Source organism: Marinimicrobium agarilyticum DSM 16975, from assembly GCF_000423345.1.
GTDB lineage: Bacteria > Pseudomonadota > Gammaproteobacteria > Pseudomonadales > Cellvibrionaceae > Marinimicrobium > Marinimicrobium agarilyticum.
In genome coordinates this window covers 109,267-126,683 of the sequence record NZ_KE384008.1, presented here as the reverse complement: position 1 = coordinate 126,683, position 17,417 = coordinate 109,267, and the positions used below count along the sequence as shown (strand labels likewise).

At 59.0% G+C, this 17,417-nt stretch carries 13 protein-coding genes; all 13 read right to left on the bottom strand.

Annotated elements, in window-relative coordinates; genetic code table 11:
• Positions 1-158 precede the first annotated feature (158 nt).
• The 13 genes from cas6f to cysM all read right to left on the bottom strand — a co-directional run bounded on the left by cas6f (position 159) and on the right by cysM (position 17,289).
• Positions 159-722, bottom strand: a complete 564-nt coding sequence (gene cas6f, locus G547_RS0116405) for a type I-F CRISPR-associated endoribonuclease Cas6/Csy4 (protein WP_027330764.1) — start codon at positions 720-722, stop codon at positions 159-161.
• Between the two features lie 3 nt (positions 723-725).
• Positions 726-1,745, bottom strand: coding sequence for a type I-F CRISPR-associated protein Csy3 (csy3, locus tag G547_RS0116400; RefSeq protein WP_027330763.1), 1,020 nt, complete (start codon positions 1,743-1,745; stop codon positions 726-728).
• Positions 1,746-1,776: 31 nt separating this feature from the next.
• Positions 1,777-2,754: a type I-F CRISPR-associated protein Csy2 gene (csy2, locus tag G547_RS0116395; protein ID WP_027330762.1), complete on the bottom strand. Its 978-nt coding sequence runs from the start codon at positions 2,752-2,754 to the stop codon at positions 1,777-1,779.
• Positions 2,747-4,117, bottom strand: a complete 1,371-nt coding sequence (csy1, locus tag G547_RS21935) for a type I-F CRISPR-associated protein Csy1 (RefSeq protein ID WP_051235641.1) — start codon at positions 4,115-4,117, stop codon at positions 2,747-2,749. Before csy1 ends, csy2 begins: the two co-directional genes overlap by 8 nt.
• A 514-nt stretch (positions 4,118-4,631) precedes the next feature.
• On the bottom strand, positions 4,632-8,039 hold the full coding sequence (gene cas3f, locus G547_RS0116385; protein ID WP_027330761.1) for a type I-F CRISPR-associated helicase Cas3f: 3,408 nt from the start codon (positions 8,037-8,039) through the stop codon (positions 4,632-4,634).
• Positions 8,036-9,019 (bottom strand): type I-F CRISPR-associated endonuclease Cas1f, encoded by a 984-nt coding sequence (gene cas1f, locus G547_RS0116380; protein WP_027330760.1) that lies wholly within the window; start codon positions 9,017-9,019, stop codon positions 8,036-8,038. Before cas1f ends, cas3f begins: the two co-directional genes overlap by 4 nt.
• Before the next feature lie 122 nt (positions 9,020-9,141).
• On the bottom strand, positions 9,142-9,978 hold the full coding sequence (locus tag G547_RS0116375) for a helix-turn-helix transcriptional regulator (RefSeq protein ID WP_036189210.1): 837 nt from the start codon (positions 9,976-9,978) through the stop codon (positions 9,142-9,144).
• Positions 9,979-10,112: 134 nt separating this feature from the next.
• Positions 10,113-10,427: a HigA family addiction module antitoxin gene (locus G547_RS0116370; protein WP_027330758.1), complete on the bottom strand. Its 315-nt coding sequence runs from the start codon at positions 10,425-10,427 to the stop codon at positions 10,113-10,115.
• A 98-nt stretch (positions 10,428-10,525) separates the two neighbouring features.
• Positions 10,526-11,761 carry an HD-GYP domain-containing protein gene (locus G547_RS0116365; protein WP_027330757.1) on the bottom strand — a complete coding sequence of 412 codons (1,236 nt, stop codon included), beginning with the start codon at positions 11,759-11,761 and terminating at the stop codon, positions 10,526-10,528.
• A 166-nt stretch (positions 11,762-11,927) separates the two neighbouring features.
• Entirely contained in the window at positions 11,928-12,722 is a 795-nt protein-coding gene (gene mazG, locus G547_RS0116360) for a nucleoside triphosphate pyrophosphohydrolase (RefSeq protein WP_027330756.1), read from the bottom strand.
• A gap of 5 nt (positions 12,723-12,727) precedes the next feature.
• A complete protein-coding gene (relA, locus tag G547_RS0116355; protein ID WP_027330755.1) occupies positions 12,728-14,971 on the bottom strand; it encodes a GTP diphosphokinase in 2,244 nt (747 codons plus the stop codon).
• Positions 14,972-15,028: 57 nt separating this feature from the next.
• Positions 15,029-16,393 carry a 23S rRNA (uracil(1939)-C(5))-methyltransferase RlmD gene (rlmD, locus tag G547_RS0116350; protein ID WP_051235639.1) on the bottom strand — a complete coding sequence of 455 codons (1,365 nt, stop codon included), beginning with the start codon at positions 16,391-16,393 and terminating at the stop codon, positions 15,029-15,031.
• A complete protein-coding gene (cysM, locus tag G547_RS0116345; RefSeq protein WP_027330753.1) occupies positions 16,390-17,289 on the bottom strand; it encodes a cysteine synthase CysM in 900 nt (299 codons plus the stop codon). Before cysM ends, rlmD begins: the two co-directional genes overlap by 4 nt.
• Positions 17,290-17,417 lie beyond the last annotated feature (128 nt).

The following is a 17,417-nucleotide window of genomic DNA, read 5'->3' as shown; positions in this document are numbered from 1 at the left end:
TTTCTGAGCTGCCTGCGCGGCAGCGAACTAGATCAGTTTAGCCGTAAGATACTGATTGTTAAAGAACTTTCTCAAATTCGCATGAGAACCCCAAAGTTTTGTGGCAGGAGGTAAGTCATTGATTTTACAGGGGCCTGGGAAGCCCCTGTAAAAAAGGGTCAGAAGATGGGAACGGTGGCGCCCAGGCTGAGGCCATAGCTGTTAAATCGACCTGAAACGGGCTCAGGCATGGGTTTGCCCTGCTCTACAAACAGGTGAAACCCTTGACCTGTGCTCTGACTGCGCAACACAGCAAAAGGCAAATCAGGCCGCTGCTCCACCGAGTCCGGAATGGCCTCAGACGCTTCCTGGTAGGTCTCACCCTTGCGCTTCATCCTCCGCCTGCGCAACCGCTCCACGTTGGTCTTGTACTGCCGACGTTTCACACAACTATGCTGAGTATCGGCTGGAACCTGTTGAGCCGGGGATAGCTCAATATGGTCCCGCATGCCTCTAAGCCAGTCCAGAGCCTGGAGCTGCTTCAAGTCCGCATTCGAGCCGTGAATCCTCAGAATACTCCCCAAGCCCTTGGGCTTGAGGCTGTACTCCGGGAAGCTGACCCCGATGCGATCCGTCTCCAGACTCACTAGGGCCCGGTGCAGCTTGTTATAAAGTGCGCCCATCAGCATTGGCTGGGAGAACTCTGGATCGGGCAATAGCTGGATATCAAGGTAGTGGTCCATAGGTCACCCCGCATCGCCGAATACACCGCCGCGAATCAGGGTCGCCATCACAAAGTGCTGCTGTTCAACCTCAGGCATTTTGTCTTTCAGGACCCAATTATCCAGCAGGTTGTAGAAGTCCAGCTTCTGCTTGGGCTGACGGTACGCCTTGCCCTGATTGGTGACCGAACCATAGGGTTCCACCGCAATCGGCCCCAGATCCTCAGCGCCGGGGTACCAGGTATCGATGGTGCGCAGCGCGTTGCCGATCTTCTGTGAGTGAATGGCCGCAACCTTATCGACATCGTAGAGGGTTTTACTTTTGTCACCGCGCCCGCGATCCAGAATCAGCTCCTGTGACGGAAAAACTTCCTGCCCCTCCCCGAGCCGGACAAAAGCAGTCACCTGCAAGAGGACGTGCTGCTCCTCCGTCAGGCCCGCCTCTATCACCTTGGCCAGTTCCGTAACGCCCTGATTGGTGTTGGAAAAGTCCCGCAATGACAGCTCCAGAGCATCAAACTGCCAACTTTGTGCAGGCTGACCATCCTGCATCCGGGCAACACGCACATCCACATCTTCTGCGCCGACCCGGTTGCGCCAGAGAAAGCGGCCATTAGCCAGGTTGGCGGCATAGCGTTTGGCCAGCTCACCAAAACCGTTCTCGGCCACATAACCGCCGACAGTCTCCTTCAGTTTCTCCTGATACGCCGGCTCATTGCAGGCCGACGGCTTACCAGTACCCCCCAATACGCGCAGGGTAAAGGTGACTTTCAGGGTATCTGCGCCCGTGGACAGCGCCGCTACATCGACGGTTTGCAGGTTAGGGTTTTCTATTTCGGCGTCGAGTTTGGCCGGGTCCTGGTCCTTGGTTTTGAGTCGGTTGGAGATGGTGCCGCGAACGGATTTCTCTTTGATCGCCACCGGTGTCCAGTTTGTGTGGTTCTCCCTACTCTCCCAGTCGCCACAATAAAATAGCGCATCGGAAGGGTCCAACTTGCGCTCGAATGCCAGTACAGATGCGGTTTTCAATGTATCGTTAGCCATGGTTAGTGTCCTCTTTAGCCTGGGTTATTCATCAAAGGTCATAGTCATATTCAGGGGTCAACTCTGGGCTGTAGCCATTCCGGCAGCGGTAGAGGCCCTCGTTCGGCTGACTGTCCGGGTACCAGAACATTTGCTCTGACGACTGCAACCTGTGAGGGCTGAGCCACTGGCCGATGCCGTAAACACTCTCGACAAAGCAGAATGGCGTTGTGCTGTCTCTTGCGTTGGCAACCGAGCCGGGCGCCTGCACCTCAGTAAGGGCGCCATAACCCAGGGGGATGGGCACCAGCCAGCCCTTTCGGTCATGTTGCCATTCGCCACTGCCATCCTCACCCGGCTGCCAGGTCCAGTTGATTCTTGAAAGCGACAGCCAGGCGTCCAGCCGGTTGGCGTCGGGCGCTGTCTTGCGAAGCTCAGCCAGACGCTCATCAAGCAGGTCACTGCGCTCCACCAACACAAACCCGGGCAGCAGGCGCATTTTCAGACGGTTGAATCGCTTCTTATTGTCCGCATCATCGCCGGTAAAAGGTTCTACATAAGGGGCTTGCTTTCGGTTTCGCGGCTGGATGGGCAGCACCGTGCCGCCGGCAATGCGCATGGTACTGACCAGCTCTTGCACCTGGGCGGCCACTTCCCGGGCTTTACCCGGTTCTCGCAACGCATCACTGCGCACCGCAAACACCAGGCTGAGCTCCAGGTGAATGCGCCCTTCTTCCACAATCGCGGCGGGTTTGCCATCTTTACCCATGGGATTGCGAGTCAACCGAAAGCTGCTGATGTAACCGGACCTGTGCGTTTGTTCATCAAAGTCGTGGGCCACAACGCTGACGGCATTGAATTGCAAATCCAGCCCCGCCGCCTGGGTCTTGCGCTCCAGTGCCCACATCAGCCCGAGAAACGCGGTCATGGAGGGAAACCCGTGGGTCATTGGGCTGGACAGCGCATTGGCGTTCTGCACCCGCAAGCGGGGCAGCACCATCAGGTACTCAAATGGGGGGAAATCAGCCATTGGACACCTCCTGAGTCGCGGTCACTTGCGCAGCTGGACGGCGCCACCTCGAAGGCCAATCGGAATCAACTAACGCCTGCCTGGCCCAGTGGGCGGCTTCGGTGTCACCGACCGGCACGCCCGCATTGTGCAGAATATTGTTCAGCCAACTGCCAAAGCGGTTGGCAACCTCCTGGGGCCAGTCTTTCCACTCCAGCGCCTGCTGAAAAGTCATATCCGCCTGCTCCGACTCAGGCCGAGGCGGCAGATTTGCCCGCTCCGGGTCCAACCACAACTGTTCACACTCCACCAGTTGGCAGTCCGGGTCGCGCGTCCAGCCTGGTTCTCTGGAATGCCGGACGGTACAGCCAAAGGCCACCAGGGATTCACCCAAAGCGCGCTCTATCTCTTCCCGCTTCTTACGGGTCTCCATGGTGGAATCTGGGTCATTTTTAAGCAGTTTGATCAGCGCCTTTAGCAGCCCATTAACGCCTTCATAGCGACGAAAATGGCGCATGACCGCTTCTGAGGACATGAGTCGGCGCTCACCGGATTGACGCCACTGCGGCGGCAGGGAAGCGAACAGATAGTTCACGCCGCCGCGCTCGCTATTGAGTTGGCTGATATTCTGGGGTTTGGTGCCACCCAGCTTTCTCGCCGCCAGACCACGGTATTCAGCATAGGGGACAGGATGCTCCTGGCGCTTGTAGTAGGCCTGGCGAGCCTCTTTGTTGCTCTCCCCAAAACGGGCTTCATTGATACGGCCGTGCACTTCATGGGCGAGACTGCTGGAGAACATGGGCTGTAGCAGATGGAAGCCCGCGTTATCTGTCGGCTCGCCAGACACGCACCAGTACACTTGCTTGGCCAGCACGTGAGAGACCGGCGCCGCCGGCGGACGAACCAGGGCTTTAAACGCCTCGGCCCACTCCTGAGCCACTGACTCGTCGGTGTCCAAGGCAGCCAAGAGGCTGGGGTCGTCTTCCTGCAGCCAGTCCAGAAGCCGTTTGCCATCAACCTCCAGTTTCAAGAGCTTGTAGACGTCAAGGGCGGCCGCATTGCCCACAACATCTTCTGCAAATGCCTCGCCCAGCAGGTGACTGCCCACTTCTGTTCGCTGACCGAGTGTTTCCGGGGGAATATGCAAACTGCTGCCCTTGGCGTCCGGATGCGTGGCCTTTAGCACATGGGTCACCGCCTGAATCTGCGATACGCGCCGGGCGGCATCGGCCAGCCAGGTCCGGTAGTCATACTTTGCGGCCAGCTTTTCGGCCGCCTCACCCTCCTGGCCTTTGAGCTTGGCGTCTCGTCGTTCTTCAATAAACTCCGATATCGCCTGATAGAAAGCCGCTACTCTATGCGGCTGTCGAAAACTGTTGTCCATGGGAACCTCCAACTCGAATCGACTCAGTAGCCGAAAAGTTGTAAAATCCCCGTAGCAACACGCAGTGCTACGGGGGCGTAGGAAAAGAGGGCATCAAGCCCTCAAATGACTAATAAGGTCATGTGCTTGTCAGACACACTTATATCCTCCTTAGCGCATCAACCCTGTGCTTGGGTGCCGACGTCTAACCAGCGCGTTGCTATCCGACTCGTCCGCCGTGGCAGCGGTGGACGAGTCCCCTAGCATGCAGATTACACCCACACCACAAGGCTGTCAATCCAATGTGCACTTTATTTTAATTTATGTAAAATCTGTAAAGGCTTTAATCAGCTAGTAGTGTCCAAAAGTTTTGCATCAATTAAACATAGGAAAGTTCTGTATAATGCACTCGCAAGAAAGTTACAGAACACTGGAGGCTTAGCATTACTTTGCCGGAAAGGCAGCTCAGAAAAATGTACACTTCATTTTGACTTTACTGCCGCACAGGCAGCAGATAGGCCGGGCCAGCGCTCGGCTATCCTCTTTTAGCGAACCCCAGCACCGGGCTAAACCACCAACCCTGAGTACTTTCGGGCACGTTGACCGTGGTAAACTTCTCTGCGCATTTGGATAAATCCTGCCCCTGAACCTCTGCCTGCTCCAGCAGCAGGGCCAGCATGTCGTGTTGCCCCCATGGTGTCATTCGCTCCCCCTCCGGTGGCGGCCTGTCGATAACCAGACTCTCCGCCGAGGTATAGATGTCAGGTTTTCCACGGCGCCCCTCCTCAAAAATACGATGGGGCACCAGTCGCTCCTCATCCTCATCAGGCAGGAACACCAGTGTGACTTCCTTGTGGCCGTCGTCGGAACGGAAGGGCTGCTGTTGGGGCAATACCCAGGTGAGCATGGCTTGGGGGTACTGCCAGGCGGAGGCGGCATTGAGCGGATTGCTCCGCCTGTCGAACCGTCCGCTGGAGGTGGCAATGGCTTTGGGAAGCATGGCTTCGGCCAGCCGGGCATGCTCTAGGTCCACCAGGCTGTGCTTGGCCTGCCAAGGCTGAGCGCCGGGCTGAATGCGTGGGCGAGCGGTAATGATGCGGTATTCGTCCTCACGGAGCAGCTTGCTCAGTTTTTGCGTCACCAGCCGGAACGGCGCGTCAGCCGGGGCATCGGCATCCTCAAAGCCGGGATAAACAAAGGCGGCCCTACGCCGGCCGTCGGCTGGATGCGTGTCACCCGTGTAGTGGCGCAGGTTGGTCTCAAAGATAGCGATATTGGGCGTTGTGCAAGGCTTTTGCCGGTGCCGCTGGACCCGCCCAGCCAGTTGGATCAATGAACGCATGGACGAGGGCTCCACTACCGCCCAGTCGTAGTCATGATCGCGCCCCACTTCCGTCACCGGGGAGCCCAGCACCACAAACAGATGATCGTCTTCGGGGGAGCCATCCAACGCGGCGCGGATATCGGCGCGCTCAAACACCGCCTCGGACTGACGGCGGTTGAGGGTGGTATCCAACTGGTTTTCGATGGCCGAGCGCAACAACAGGGGCAGCCGGGAGTGATAGACACACAGATGAATATGAACCCCTTCCGGCGCACCCAGCCGGAACAGCGCCTCGGCCACATAGAACAGCGGCTTGATATTGGCCATGCGCACCAGGCCGAAGCTCACTTTTTTACCGGTGTGGGAGCAGGTTTCACAGTGATCCGCGTGCAGTGAGAGCATAGTGTCACGAACCGCGCAGGCAAAGGCCTCATAGGTCTGCTCCTCTGACTGCGACGGCTCAATGGGCAGCGGCGTCAGCGTGCCGATCCGTTTGGCGCCACCTGCCTTGATGGCATTGTCCAGTGCCTTGACCCGCTGCTCGACAAAGCGGCTGTGCGCCCGGGTGTAATCCTCTGCGTTGGGAATCTGCTCGCGCTGTACGCCGAATTCATCCACCCACAGGCAGGGAATTTCAACACTACTACCCGCTTTCAGCGGCTGGTCGCCCCGGTTGCGGTGGTAATGCTGCCGCCCAGCCCGGTAGGCCTGGAACATACCGTCCAGTAACGCAGGTGGCAGAGTGGCGGAGGAAAGCACCACACGACTGCCCAGCAGGCCCGCCCAGTGAACGAGGCGCGCCAGGGCGGGCAAGTCGTTAAGATCAAAATCATCCAACTCATCAAGCACCAGATCACTGCTCATCAGACGCAGCATGGGTGCAATCTGGCGCCCGGCGCGTTGGGCCTCGGTGGCGGGCATCAGGTGATCGATGGTACAGACCAGAATGGGCGCGGATAACAGAGAACTAATCTTGGGGTTAGCCATGGCCTTGGATAACAGCGGGTGGTCTGCATGTTCGCCCTCGAAGAGGACATGGCTGTCTTCTTCGATCAGCTCCTGGATGGAGGCCGAGCCGGTTTCTTCCGCCTCTTTCTCGTAGTATTCAAACAAGGCGCGGCTGGCCGAGCCACCCACCCGGATGGCCAGTTCATCCTCACCCAGGTTCAGGTCCTCACGGTAGCTGCGCCCAGTTTGCAGCGTAAGGGTTCGGAGCCCCAAGGCGAAGGTGGCACGCATGCCCAACACCGGGTCCGCCAGGGCATTCAATATGCGGGCATTGGCCAGCGTTTTACCGCACCCGGTGGATGCCATATTGACAATAAAAGCGCCCCTCTCGGCCGCCGCATCCCGAAGAGCGGTGGCCGCATCGGCGCCCTTGTCCTGCCAGCGAAAGCGGTCCAGGCTGCTGCGCTTTTTGAGACCTTTATGGCGAGCCAGTCTGGGCAGGTACCGTTCAAAGCCCGGCAGTGCGTGGCTGATACTCCCGGCCATTCTGGCAACACCCAAAAGGTGCTCATCCAGGGTTTGTTTGAGTGTGCCGTCCGTGTGGGTATTGGCAAACAACGGCCCGTGACTATCGGCTTTGACGCGCTCATGGCTGTCCGGGGGCAAAGAGGAATAATGGTGATCCGCCAGCATCAGGCTCAAACGGGCCAGGTGCATCACATAGGGGTTGTTCAGCCAACCCCCGTGGCCTTTGTCCTTCAAAGCGAACAGACGCTTAGCCAATTTGGCGGATTGGGTCCGCCACTTGGGCAGATTGATGGGAAGGTCACCCGCCATATCCCAATAGGGCTCAATGGTGCTTGGGCCGGCTTCACGTTTCTGTTCGTTCCATTCGTGAGTGATGCCCTGAACCAAATTCGCCAGCTCATCCGCCTGATTAAAACGCGCTTTTTTGCCCAGCCGTTCTTGCTCCTGTGCCGCTGTGTTCCAGACAGGCATCACAGGCAGGCGATGGTGGGTCAGCACCAGCCAGGCGACAGCGGACGCCATTGGGGGTAAACCGCCAAACGGCGGAGGTGTGTCCGTATCAAGACCATCGCGCCAATACCGTCCGGCTTGTAACCAGGTTTGATCATCCTCTGCCGAAGGCGCCATCATTCGCTTTAGCCAGCTGGCATCATCATCCTGACCGACGAAAGCCAGAAACAAACGCAGAGAGACCCACTCGTGGCGGTAAAAGTTCTTCTCTTGGCGCTTGCCGCTCAAGCGTTGCTGAAAGGCAATGCTGGCCTTGCCCAGGTCGTGCAGCAATCCGGCCAATTGGGCGAGTAGCTTTATGTCTTCGCCGGTATGCCAGTCGTTCTCATCACTGCGGCGCACGATGTTGCGCTGAGTGCTATTAGTGGGCACGGCCCCATGGAGGTTGAACTGACTGGCATTACCCACTATCCACATCAGTTCGCTGTGGTCTTTGCCACGAATCCAGTGACAGGCCACCGCCGTGTTCTTGCGGGCGCTTTTGCGCAGTAATTTGCGCAGTGTGTTAAGCCCCTCCATCGTAATGGCCGTCTGCCAGGTTCTGTCGCCGCGACGCTCGGCAAACTGATCCAGTATCCGGCGGGATTCCTTCAGTGCGCGTTTATTGCATTGGGAAACTAGCAGGACGTTCATTCACCGTGCTCCACTAGCGCGGCGGTTTGCACGGCGATAGACTTGAGGGTATCAATGATAAAGTCCAGAGATTCACTGCGGGTCAGCGCCTCTATGCAGTTCTGGCGAAACTGCTGTTCTTCATCGCCGCGCATCGCTGACAAAAAAGCCTGGGGAAGTATCACCGCATCCTTGATCAAATCGGCTGCGTCAAATACCAGGCCACCACGGCGGGTTTTGCCGTGCAAAATAGCTAGGCCATGCGGCAGGCCCAGGGTCCAAGTGGCAGTTGCCCCCAGGCCATATGCCAGATAGTTACCGTGGTCCAAAAAGCGGTTGGCGGGGTCAGCGCCCGTACCCCGCTTGGCGCGGGTAAAATCGCCATAACCAACGGCATCCACCGCCAACTTGAACAACGCCTTGGTTAGGCGCGCCTCTTCAGTCAGCAGCGCCATGGTGTCTTTCTGGACCTCAATCCGCTGGGCAGCATCTGCTAGAAGACGCTCCAGCCGCTCGGTATCGACGGTAAAACCTGCCTCACGCAACGCCCTTTTGCTCCACTCCTTCTGCAAGCGTGCCAGCCGGGCCTGTTGCAGAGCTTTGGCAGCGGTAAGTCGTAAATCATCATCAAACCAGAATTTGACCCAAGCCTGCAGGTACTCCGTGGGCCGGTACTCGCTCTGGGGCGAAAACCAGGCCACATCAAAGTCTACTTCGTTGGCAGCAAATAGCGGCGTACCTCCACCGCCACAAAATCCAACCAACACCCCGGCCTTGGCCAGCTCTCGCATCGCAGCCTGAGTAATGGAAGTACCTGTACCAAGGAGAATGCTGGTGGTATTGGCGATGGGAATATTCCAGTACAGCGACTCTTTTCCTTGATCGGTGACATACTCCACCCGACCACCATTGACCAACACCCGGCAATATTGAAGGTAGTAAATATTAGCCCTTTTGGAGTGTAGAATGGTTTTTAGATCAGATGGCGATATGTCTTCCACAAGCGACCTCAACTCTCGTTATGTTTCAGAGCCTCAACGTTAACCGTTACGTTTAGCAAACCAAATACTGCGCAAAAACACAGGTAAACTCTTTTGTCATATTCTTGCTACTCCGCCGCGCTTCACCCTTCAAACAACCACCCTCGTATGTCAGCTTGGTTGACAAGTACCAGTTGCTGCGCCTCTGGAGTGCCGTCCAGCACCTTGGTGTTTACCTGCATTTCATTGAGTAGGTATTGCACCAGGCAAGCGCGAGTCGTGACTTGGAGTTCGCCGTCACGCATCTGGTAATCATGCTCAAGAACGTGGCGCTTTGCCGGGGAAAGGCGGGGATCCGGTTGAAAGATGAGCGTAACCTCAGTGTTCCAGCTCACATCGTCTTCGGCTTTATGGTCGGTTTTATCCATCAATTCTGGAGTACCGCGAAAACGACTGAGCACAAAGTCACGATAGCTTTGCTTTTTTTCGCACCAGGCTCGCAGGTGCCAACGCAACCCGGTTTTGACAAAGGCATGAGGGGCGATGATACGCCCTTGTCTATCGGGGTTGGAAAGGGATACATAGTCCACATCCACCCGCCGTTGCTCCCGAATCGCCGAAACCAAACCACGCATCACGGCAGGCGCTACTTTTCGGGGTGGGAGAGTCAGCACTTCGTTGGGGACGGTACTACTCTGGTGGTCGAGATGGCCGGTACCCAACCAGTTGAGGTACTGAGCAACGTCAGTGCTGATGTAAATTGGCTGAAAATCAATGCCCGCGAGATAGGACTTGGCTGAGGCACAATACCTGAGATTATCGGGCGCCAACTCGCGATAGCGTTTCAGGTCGGCACTGGCATACTGGCGGGAAATTCCAAAATGGCGGGTGAGCAAAGTGGTATTGACCTTGCCTTCCCAGTAGGCGACCAGTTCTAACAGGGTCAGGCGCTCTGCCTGTGTGTCCTTGGGTATCGACATACATGTCTTCCCGGTTGGCGGTGTTTTGGCCGATCATGCCATCTTATGCGAACGTTGTCACATTTAGCCAATCATCAACGAGCATTTGGAAAATATACGCAACGCTTACTCTTTGGGGACTGGGCGGTCTTTGGTTAGGCTCGGTTTTCGGCTCCCTCCGGCGATCTCCATGGACGGATTCTCTTCAATTGGTCTTCCAGAGCATCTTCCGCCACTTCAGTATCATAGGCCACTTGAGCACGCAGCCAATAACCATTGGACAAGCCAAAGAAGCGGCACAGTCGTAAATCCGTGTCGGCGGTTATCGAGCGCTTTCCGGCGATAATCTGGCCGATCCTCTGAGCCGGTACGCCGATCTCTTTAGCCAGACGGTACTGAGAAATACCCATTGGTTCAAGAAACTCTTCCTTCAGTAACTCGCCCGGCGTTACCGCTTCAATATTACGCATGAGTTACCTCCTAATGATAATCCACAATTTCTACATCTTCCGCCCCGGCCTTGGTCCAGCGAAAGCAAACCCGAAACTGCTTGTTATAACGTCAAACGTTACGGCACCGCCGCCCGAAACACCAGCCCTTTCTCCCGATACTCCGCCACGCGAATACCGTAGGTGCCGTCTTTCAGGGCGCGTTTGATAAGGAACTCTCTGGCCAACAGCCCCTTTTCCACATCGGCCAGGTTGACGACTTGCTCCTTTTCCAAGGGCACCTCGCCTTTTTTGATTAGGATGACTTTGGGCAGGTGGCGGTATTTCTGGCTGATTTCCAGCACAATGCCCACCATGTCGTTGTGCAGTTGCACAACGGTGCCCGGAGGATAGAGGCCGATGCTTTTGATAAATTCCAGGGCGAGTTTTTCATCGAAGTGGGTGCCCCGGTCCTTGTAGATGTTTTTGAGGGCTTGGGTGGTGGGGATGGCCGGGGCGTAACAGCGGTTCGCGGTCATGGCGTCGTAGGCGTCGACCAGGGCGATAACGCGGGCGTAGTAGGAGATTCTTTCCTGCGGGAGTTTGCGTGGGTAGCCCATGCCGTCCATTCGCTCGTGGTGGCTGTAGGCCACGTCCACCACCGCGTCGAAAATGCCGGGCGTGGAGAGCAGCAGGTTGCGACCGAGAACGGTGTGGGCCCGAATCATGTTGAATTCTTTGGGGGTCAGCGGTCCGGGTTTGTTCAGTACCTCCGGGGGCACGCGCATTTTGCCCACGTCGTGCAGCAAGCCGCACAGGCCGATTTTTTCCAGTTCGTTTTCCGACATGCCCAGGTGGCGGCCGAAGGCGATGGCGAGGATACAGACGTTCAGGCAGTGTTCGGCGGTGTATTCGTCTTCGTCCCGGATTTTGGTCATCCACAACAGGGCGTCGGGGTTTCGAAGAATGCTATCAACGCAGCCCCGGACGGTCACTTTGGCCTGCTCAGTATCGATGGTGCCGCCGAGGCGGATGTCATCGACCAGAGTCTTGGTTAAACGTCGGGCGTCACGAAAGACTTTAATGGCGTGGCCGTGCTCTTTGCGTGCGGACACTTTATTGATATAGGTTTTTTTGGCGGGCGCGGGCACTTCAACGAAGGAACGATGCTCGGGGGGAACCCATTTTGATTGGACGGCATCGATCCAGACGTACTCGGCATGTTCCGCCACCGTCTGTGCCTCTTCGGGGGTTTCAATCATAAAGCCTTGAACCAGAAACGGCGTTTCCAGCCAATCCCGGTCCAGTTTGGATACGAACATGCCGACTCTCAGCTCGGACACGTGGATTTTGGTCGAGCGATTGCTCGTATCCATGAATCCGGGCCGTACCTCTTGCCACTCCACGCCTTACGCCTCCTTCAAGGGGCCAATATTGCTATTGTAGACAACAGGCGCGAGGTTATAAGAGAAATGGCGCCAAAGCACCGACTATTTATGCATAAATAGTCGGGAAAACCCAATTAAAAGTCATATAAATCTTTTATTCTTTAGACTTGGCCTGATCCCACAGGCGGTCGAGCTGGGCGAGCGAAGCACTGCCGAGTTGGTCGCCGGCCTGGGCCTCCACATAGCGGAAGCGGCGCTCGAACTTGCGGTTGGCGCCGCGCAGGGCGGCTTCGGGGTCGATTTTGAGGTGTCGGGCGATGTTGGCGGTGGCGAATAGCAGGTCTCCCAGCTCTTCTTGCTGGGCCTGTTTGTCCCCACTGTCGATTTCCGCTTCCAGCTCGGCCAGCTCCTCGCGGACTTTGGCGATAGGGCCGGAGACGTCGGGCCAGTCAAAGCCCACTCCCGAGGCGCGTTTTTGCAGCTTGGCGGCGCGGCTCAGTGCCGGCAGGGTCACGGGCACATCGTCCAGCACCCCCATGACCCCTTTCTCGGCCCGCTCTTCCTGTTTGATGGCTTCCCAGCGGACTTTCACTTCGTCCTGAATGGCGTCCTGGTCATCGACGCGGCTTTCCAGGGTGCCGTCCGGGAAGACGTGCGGGTGGCGCCGAAGCAGTTTGCTGACCAGCCCGTGCACAATGGCCGGGAAGTCGAAACGCTCTTCCTCTTTGCCCAGTTGGCTGTAGAAGATCACCTGAAACAGCAGGTCCCCCAACTCTTCCCGGAGGTGGTCATAGTCTTCCCGCTCGATGGTGTCCACCACTTCGTACGCCTCCTCCAGGGTGGAGGGCGCGATGGTTTTGTAGGACTGTTTCAAATCCCACGGGCAGCCGGAGCCGGGCTCGCGCAGGCGGGCCATCAGGTAAAGCAGGTCGTCAACGGTATAGGTCATGGCAGTCAGTGCTTGCGTCGGGCCGAGGCGATGTTGGGCAATTGGTTCAGGCGCGTGAGAATGCGGCTGAGCTCGTCGATACTGCGGATTTCCGCCGTGACCAACATGTCCACGGTGTTTTTGCGTTTGTCCGAGAGCGTCTGCATGGCGCTGATGTTGATGCGCTCACCATCCAGCAGCGTGGTGATATCGCGCAGCAGGCCGTGCCGGTCGTAGGCCTCGATGATGAGGTCCACCGAGTAGGCGCTTTGCGGGGTTTCCCCCCAGGAGACTTTGATGATGCGTTGGGGATCGTCCGCTTGCAACTGCAGGATATTGCTGCAGTCCTGCCGGTGAATCGAGACGCCTTTGCCCAGAGTAATGTAGCCGGTGATGGCATCGCCGGGTACCGGGTTACAGCAACTGGCGATCTGGGTGAGTAGGTTGCCCACCCCTTCGATGTAGAGGTCCGAGTCTTTCTTGCGCTTGGCGGAGCGGGCCTTGAAGGGGATGACCGGCTCTTCCGGGTGGGTGGCCTTGATCATCCGCTGGGCGGCGCTCAGCACCTGCCCCACGCCGATGTCGCTGGCGCCGACGGCGGCATAGAGGTCGTCCAGGCTGTGCATGTTGAGCTTTTGCGCGAGTTGCTCGAAGTCCAGATCCAGCAGCGCCAGGCGCTTGAATTCCCGGTCAAGCAGCGCCTGGCCTTCGGCGATGTTCTGATCCCGCGCCTGGACCTTGAACCAGTGCTGCACCTTGGCCCGGGCCCGGGGCGTGTTGATGTAGCCCAGGGCGGGCGAAAGCCAGTCACGGCTGGGCGCTTCGCGCTTGCCGGTGAGAATCTCGACCTGGTCCGCGGTGTTCAGGTGGTAGTTCAGCGGAACGATGCGGTTGTTGACCTTGGCCCCCCGGCAGCGGTGCCCCACGTCGGTGTGGATGCGGTAGGCGAAGTCCAGGGGCGTGGCGGTTCTCGGTAAGTCCACCACATGGCCTTCGGGAGTAAAGACGTAGATGCGGTCCTGGTCGACCGCGCGCAGCCCTTCTTTCAGGGACTGCCCTTCCCCGCCGAGTTCGTCGTGCCACTCCAGTACTTGCCGCAGCCAGGCGATTTTCTGTTCGTAGCTTTTTTCGCTGGCATCGGCGTCGGTGCCTTTGTAGCGCCAGTGGGCACACACCCCCAGCTCCGCCTCTTCATGCATGGCGAAGGTGCGGATCTGGATTTCCAGGACTTTGTTTTCCGGGCCGATCACCGCCGTGTGCAAGGAGCGGTAGCCGTTTTCTTTGGGCGAGGCGATGTAGTCGTCGAATTCGTGGGGAATGTTCCGCCACAAGCTGTGCACGATGCCGAGCACCGTATAGCATTCGCGTACGCTCGGAACCAGAATCCGCACCGCGCGGATGTCGTACACCTGGGAGAAGCTGATGCCCTTGCGTTGCATCTTTCGCCAGATGCTGTAGATGTGTTTGGCCCGGCCGGTAACATCGCCTTCGATGTTGGCATCCTTCAGCTCGGTTCGCAGCACATTGAGGACGTTATCAATGTACTCCTGGCGCGCCAAGCGGCGCTCATCCAGCAGTTTGGCGATGCGTTTGTAGTCGTTCGGTTCGAGGTAGCGAAAGGCCAGGTCTTCCAGTTCCCACTTGATATGGCCGATGCCCAGGCGGTGGGCCAAAGGCGCGTACACATCCGCCACTTCCCGGGCGACCTGACGGCGGCGCTGGGGGCCGGCGGCCTTGACCGCACGAATCGCACAGGTGCGTTCGGCGAGTTTGATCAAGGCCACCCGCACGTCGTCCACCATGGCGACCAACATTTTGCGGATGTTCTCGGCCTGCTCTTCGGACTCGCGGCCGAACACCCGCTCCTCGCCCTCGCCTCTCTGGTAACTGATGGCGGCCATGCGCAGCACGCCCTTTACCAGCTTGGCCACGGTTTCGCCGAATTGCTGCTGGACTTTGTCGAGGGAGAGTTTTTCCTCGCGCACGGCGCGATAGAGAACGGCGGCCACGAGGCTGTCCTGGTCCAGTTGCAAGTCGGCCAGCAACTCGGCCATATCCAGGCCGATGGTCAGGCAACTGCTGAATTCGCCCCAACCGTAATCCACAGTGGTGGGGGCGCTGTCGGCCAGGGCGCTGAGTTCACAGGCCTCTCTGAGCTGTTGGCGACTTTCCGCCGAACGCTCGGTTGCACCGGGTAGGCGCCCTATCCAGGCATCGATATCAATGGTGCCGTCATCGGTCACCGGATGATCTTCTCGGACTTTTACCATTGGTCGTTTTCAACCTCGGGGAGCAGCGCGTGCGTGCCCCCTATTTTCCAATCGGTTTTAGCGGCGCACAAACAGCGCCATGGATTCCACATGCTCGGTGTGCGGGAACATATCCAGCACGCCGAGTGATTGCAAGTCGTAGCCGGCGGTGGCCAGCTCGCCGGCATCTCGCGCCAGCGTGGCCGGGTTGCAGGAGGCGTAGACCAGCCGGCGGGGCCGGAGTTGCGCCAGGGGCGCCATCAGTTCCCGGGCACCATCGCGCGGCGGGTCCAGCAGGACCGCATCCAGCGGTGTGCCCTTGGGCCAGAGGCGGGCGTCCCCACGGGCCAGGTTGGCCGTATCGAACTCGGCCTCGAGGCCGTGGCGGCGAGCGTTTTCCCGGGCGCGCCCGACCATGGCGTCACTGCCTTCCAGCCCCCGGACCCAAGCCCCGGAGCGAGCCAAGGGTAGCGTAAAGTTGCCCATGCCACAAAAGAGATCCAGCACGCGCTCCCCCGGTTGCGGGGCGAGCCAGTCAACGGCCTGGCGGACCATGGCCCGGTTGACCTCGACATTGACCTGGGTAAAGTCCTGCGGGTGAAAGGCCAGGTCGAGCTCGAAATCCGGCAGACCGTAGTGAAGCCGCGGGTCACAGGGCTCGCCGTTCAGATCGCTGAGCCCTTCGCTGGTGGTCTGCCGCCAGATCCGATCGCCCAGGGCGCCATCGCCCACCGTGCCGAGCCGTTGCAGGTCCCGTGGCGACAGGGCTTTCAACTCCCGGACCACCATGGCCGGCCCTTCCTCGGACAGGATCAGTTCGATATGCCCGACCGCGTCCCGGCGCTCCAGGCCTTCCAGCCACCCCCGCAGCGGCGCGAGCAGCGCATTGAGCGCGGGGGCCAATACCTCGCAGGCATCGATAGGCGTCAGTGTGCGCTCGCGCTTGCGGCGAAAACCGAGCGTGACCGTGCCGTTCTTTTCGGTCCAGACCCCGAGGCGCGCCCGGTGCCGGTAGCCTTCCGAGGGGGACAGGATCGCCGGCACCAGTTCTTTCGGGCGCACCTTGCCCTGGCGCTCGAGCTGATCCAGCACCGCCTGCTGTTTGGCCGCCACCTGCGAGCGGGGGGCCAAGTGCTGAAGTTGGCAGCCGCCGCAGGTGCCGTAATGGCGGCACGGGGGTGTCTGGCGCTGTGCGGCCGGCACCAGGACCTCGGTCACCTCCCCTTCGGCGAAACGGCTTTGCTCGCCCAGTAGACGAACCGTGACGGTTTCGCCGGGCAAGGCGCCGGCGACAAACAGTGTTTTGCCCTCCCAGCGGGCGATGCCCCGGCCGTCATGGCTGAGCCGCTCGATGGCCAGGGGCTCCGGCAGAACGCGAGCCTGAAAGCGCGCCGCCGGCCGCTGCTGCTGGCGACCGGGGCGTCGATACGGACGGCGACTCACGCGCGGAATACGCCCGAGGAGAGGTAGCGGTCACCCCGGTCGCAGACAATGGCCACGATCACCGCATTGCTCACTTCCCGGCTCAACGCCAGGGCCGCCGCCACAGAGCCACCGGAAGAAACCCCGGCAAAGATGCCCTCCTCCCGGGCCAGGGCGCGCATGGTCTCCTCGGCGAGTGTCTGGGGCATATTGACGATCCGGTCCACCCGGGCGGCGTCGTAAATCTTGGGCAGGTAGGCCTCGGGCCAGCGCCGGATGCCCGGTATGCTGGCGCCCTCCTCCGGCTGCAGCCCGATGATTTCAATCTCCGGGTTCTGCTCTTTGAAATAGCGCGAGCAGCCCATGATGGTGCCAGTAGTGCCCATGGAGCTGATGAAGTGGGTAATCCGCCCGTCCGTCTCACGCCAGATTTCCGGCCCGGTGGTTTCATAGTGGGCCGTAGGGTTGGACTGGTTGCCGAACTGGTCCAGCACCCGCCCCTTGCCGTCGGCCTGCATTTTCAGGGCCAGGTCGCGGGCGCCTTCCATGCCCTCTTCCTCGGTCACCAGTATCAGCTCGGCGCCGTAGGCAGTCATGGCGTCCTTGCGCTCCTGAGTGGCGTTGGCGGGCATGATCAGAGTCATGTTGTAACCCTTGATCGCCGCGACCATGGCCAGGGCGATGCCGGTATTGCCGCTGGTGGCTTCGACCAGCGTATCCCCGGGCTTAATCAGCCCCTTGGCTTCGGCCTGCTGAATCATCCACAGCGCGGGCCGGTCCTTGACCGAGCCGGCCGGGTTGTTACCCTCGAGTTTCACCAGAATCTGGTTGCTGGTCTCGCCCGGTAGCCGCTGCAAGCGCACCAGGGGGGTATTGCCGACGTAGGATTCAATCGTGGGAAAACGTGAGGGGGCCATAATCACACTGCCGTTACTATCGATGGGGGGAGGCGGTGAACACCTTCACTGCCCCCTGAAAGGCCGCTATTCTACCGCCGAATATGCTATGGTGAAACCAGCCCGCGGCGAGCCCGCAGATGGAACGG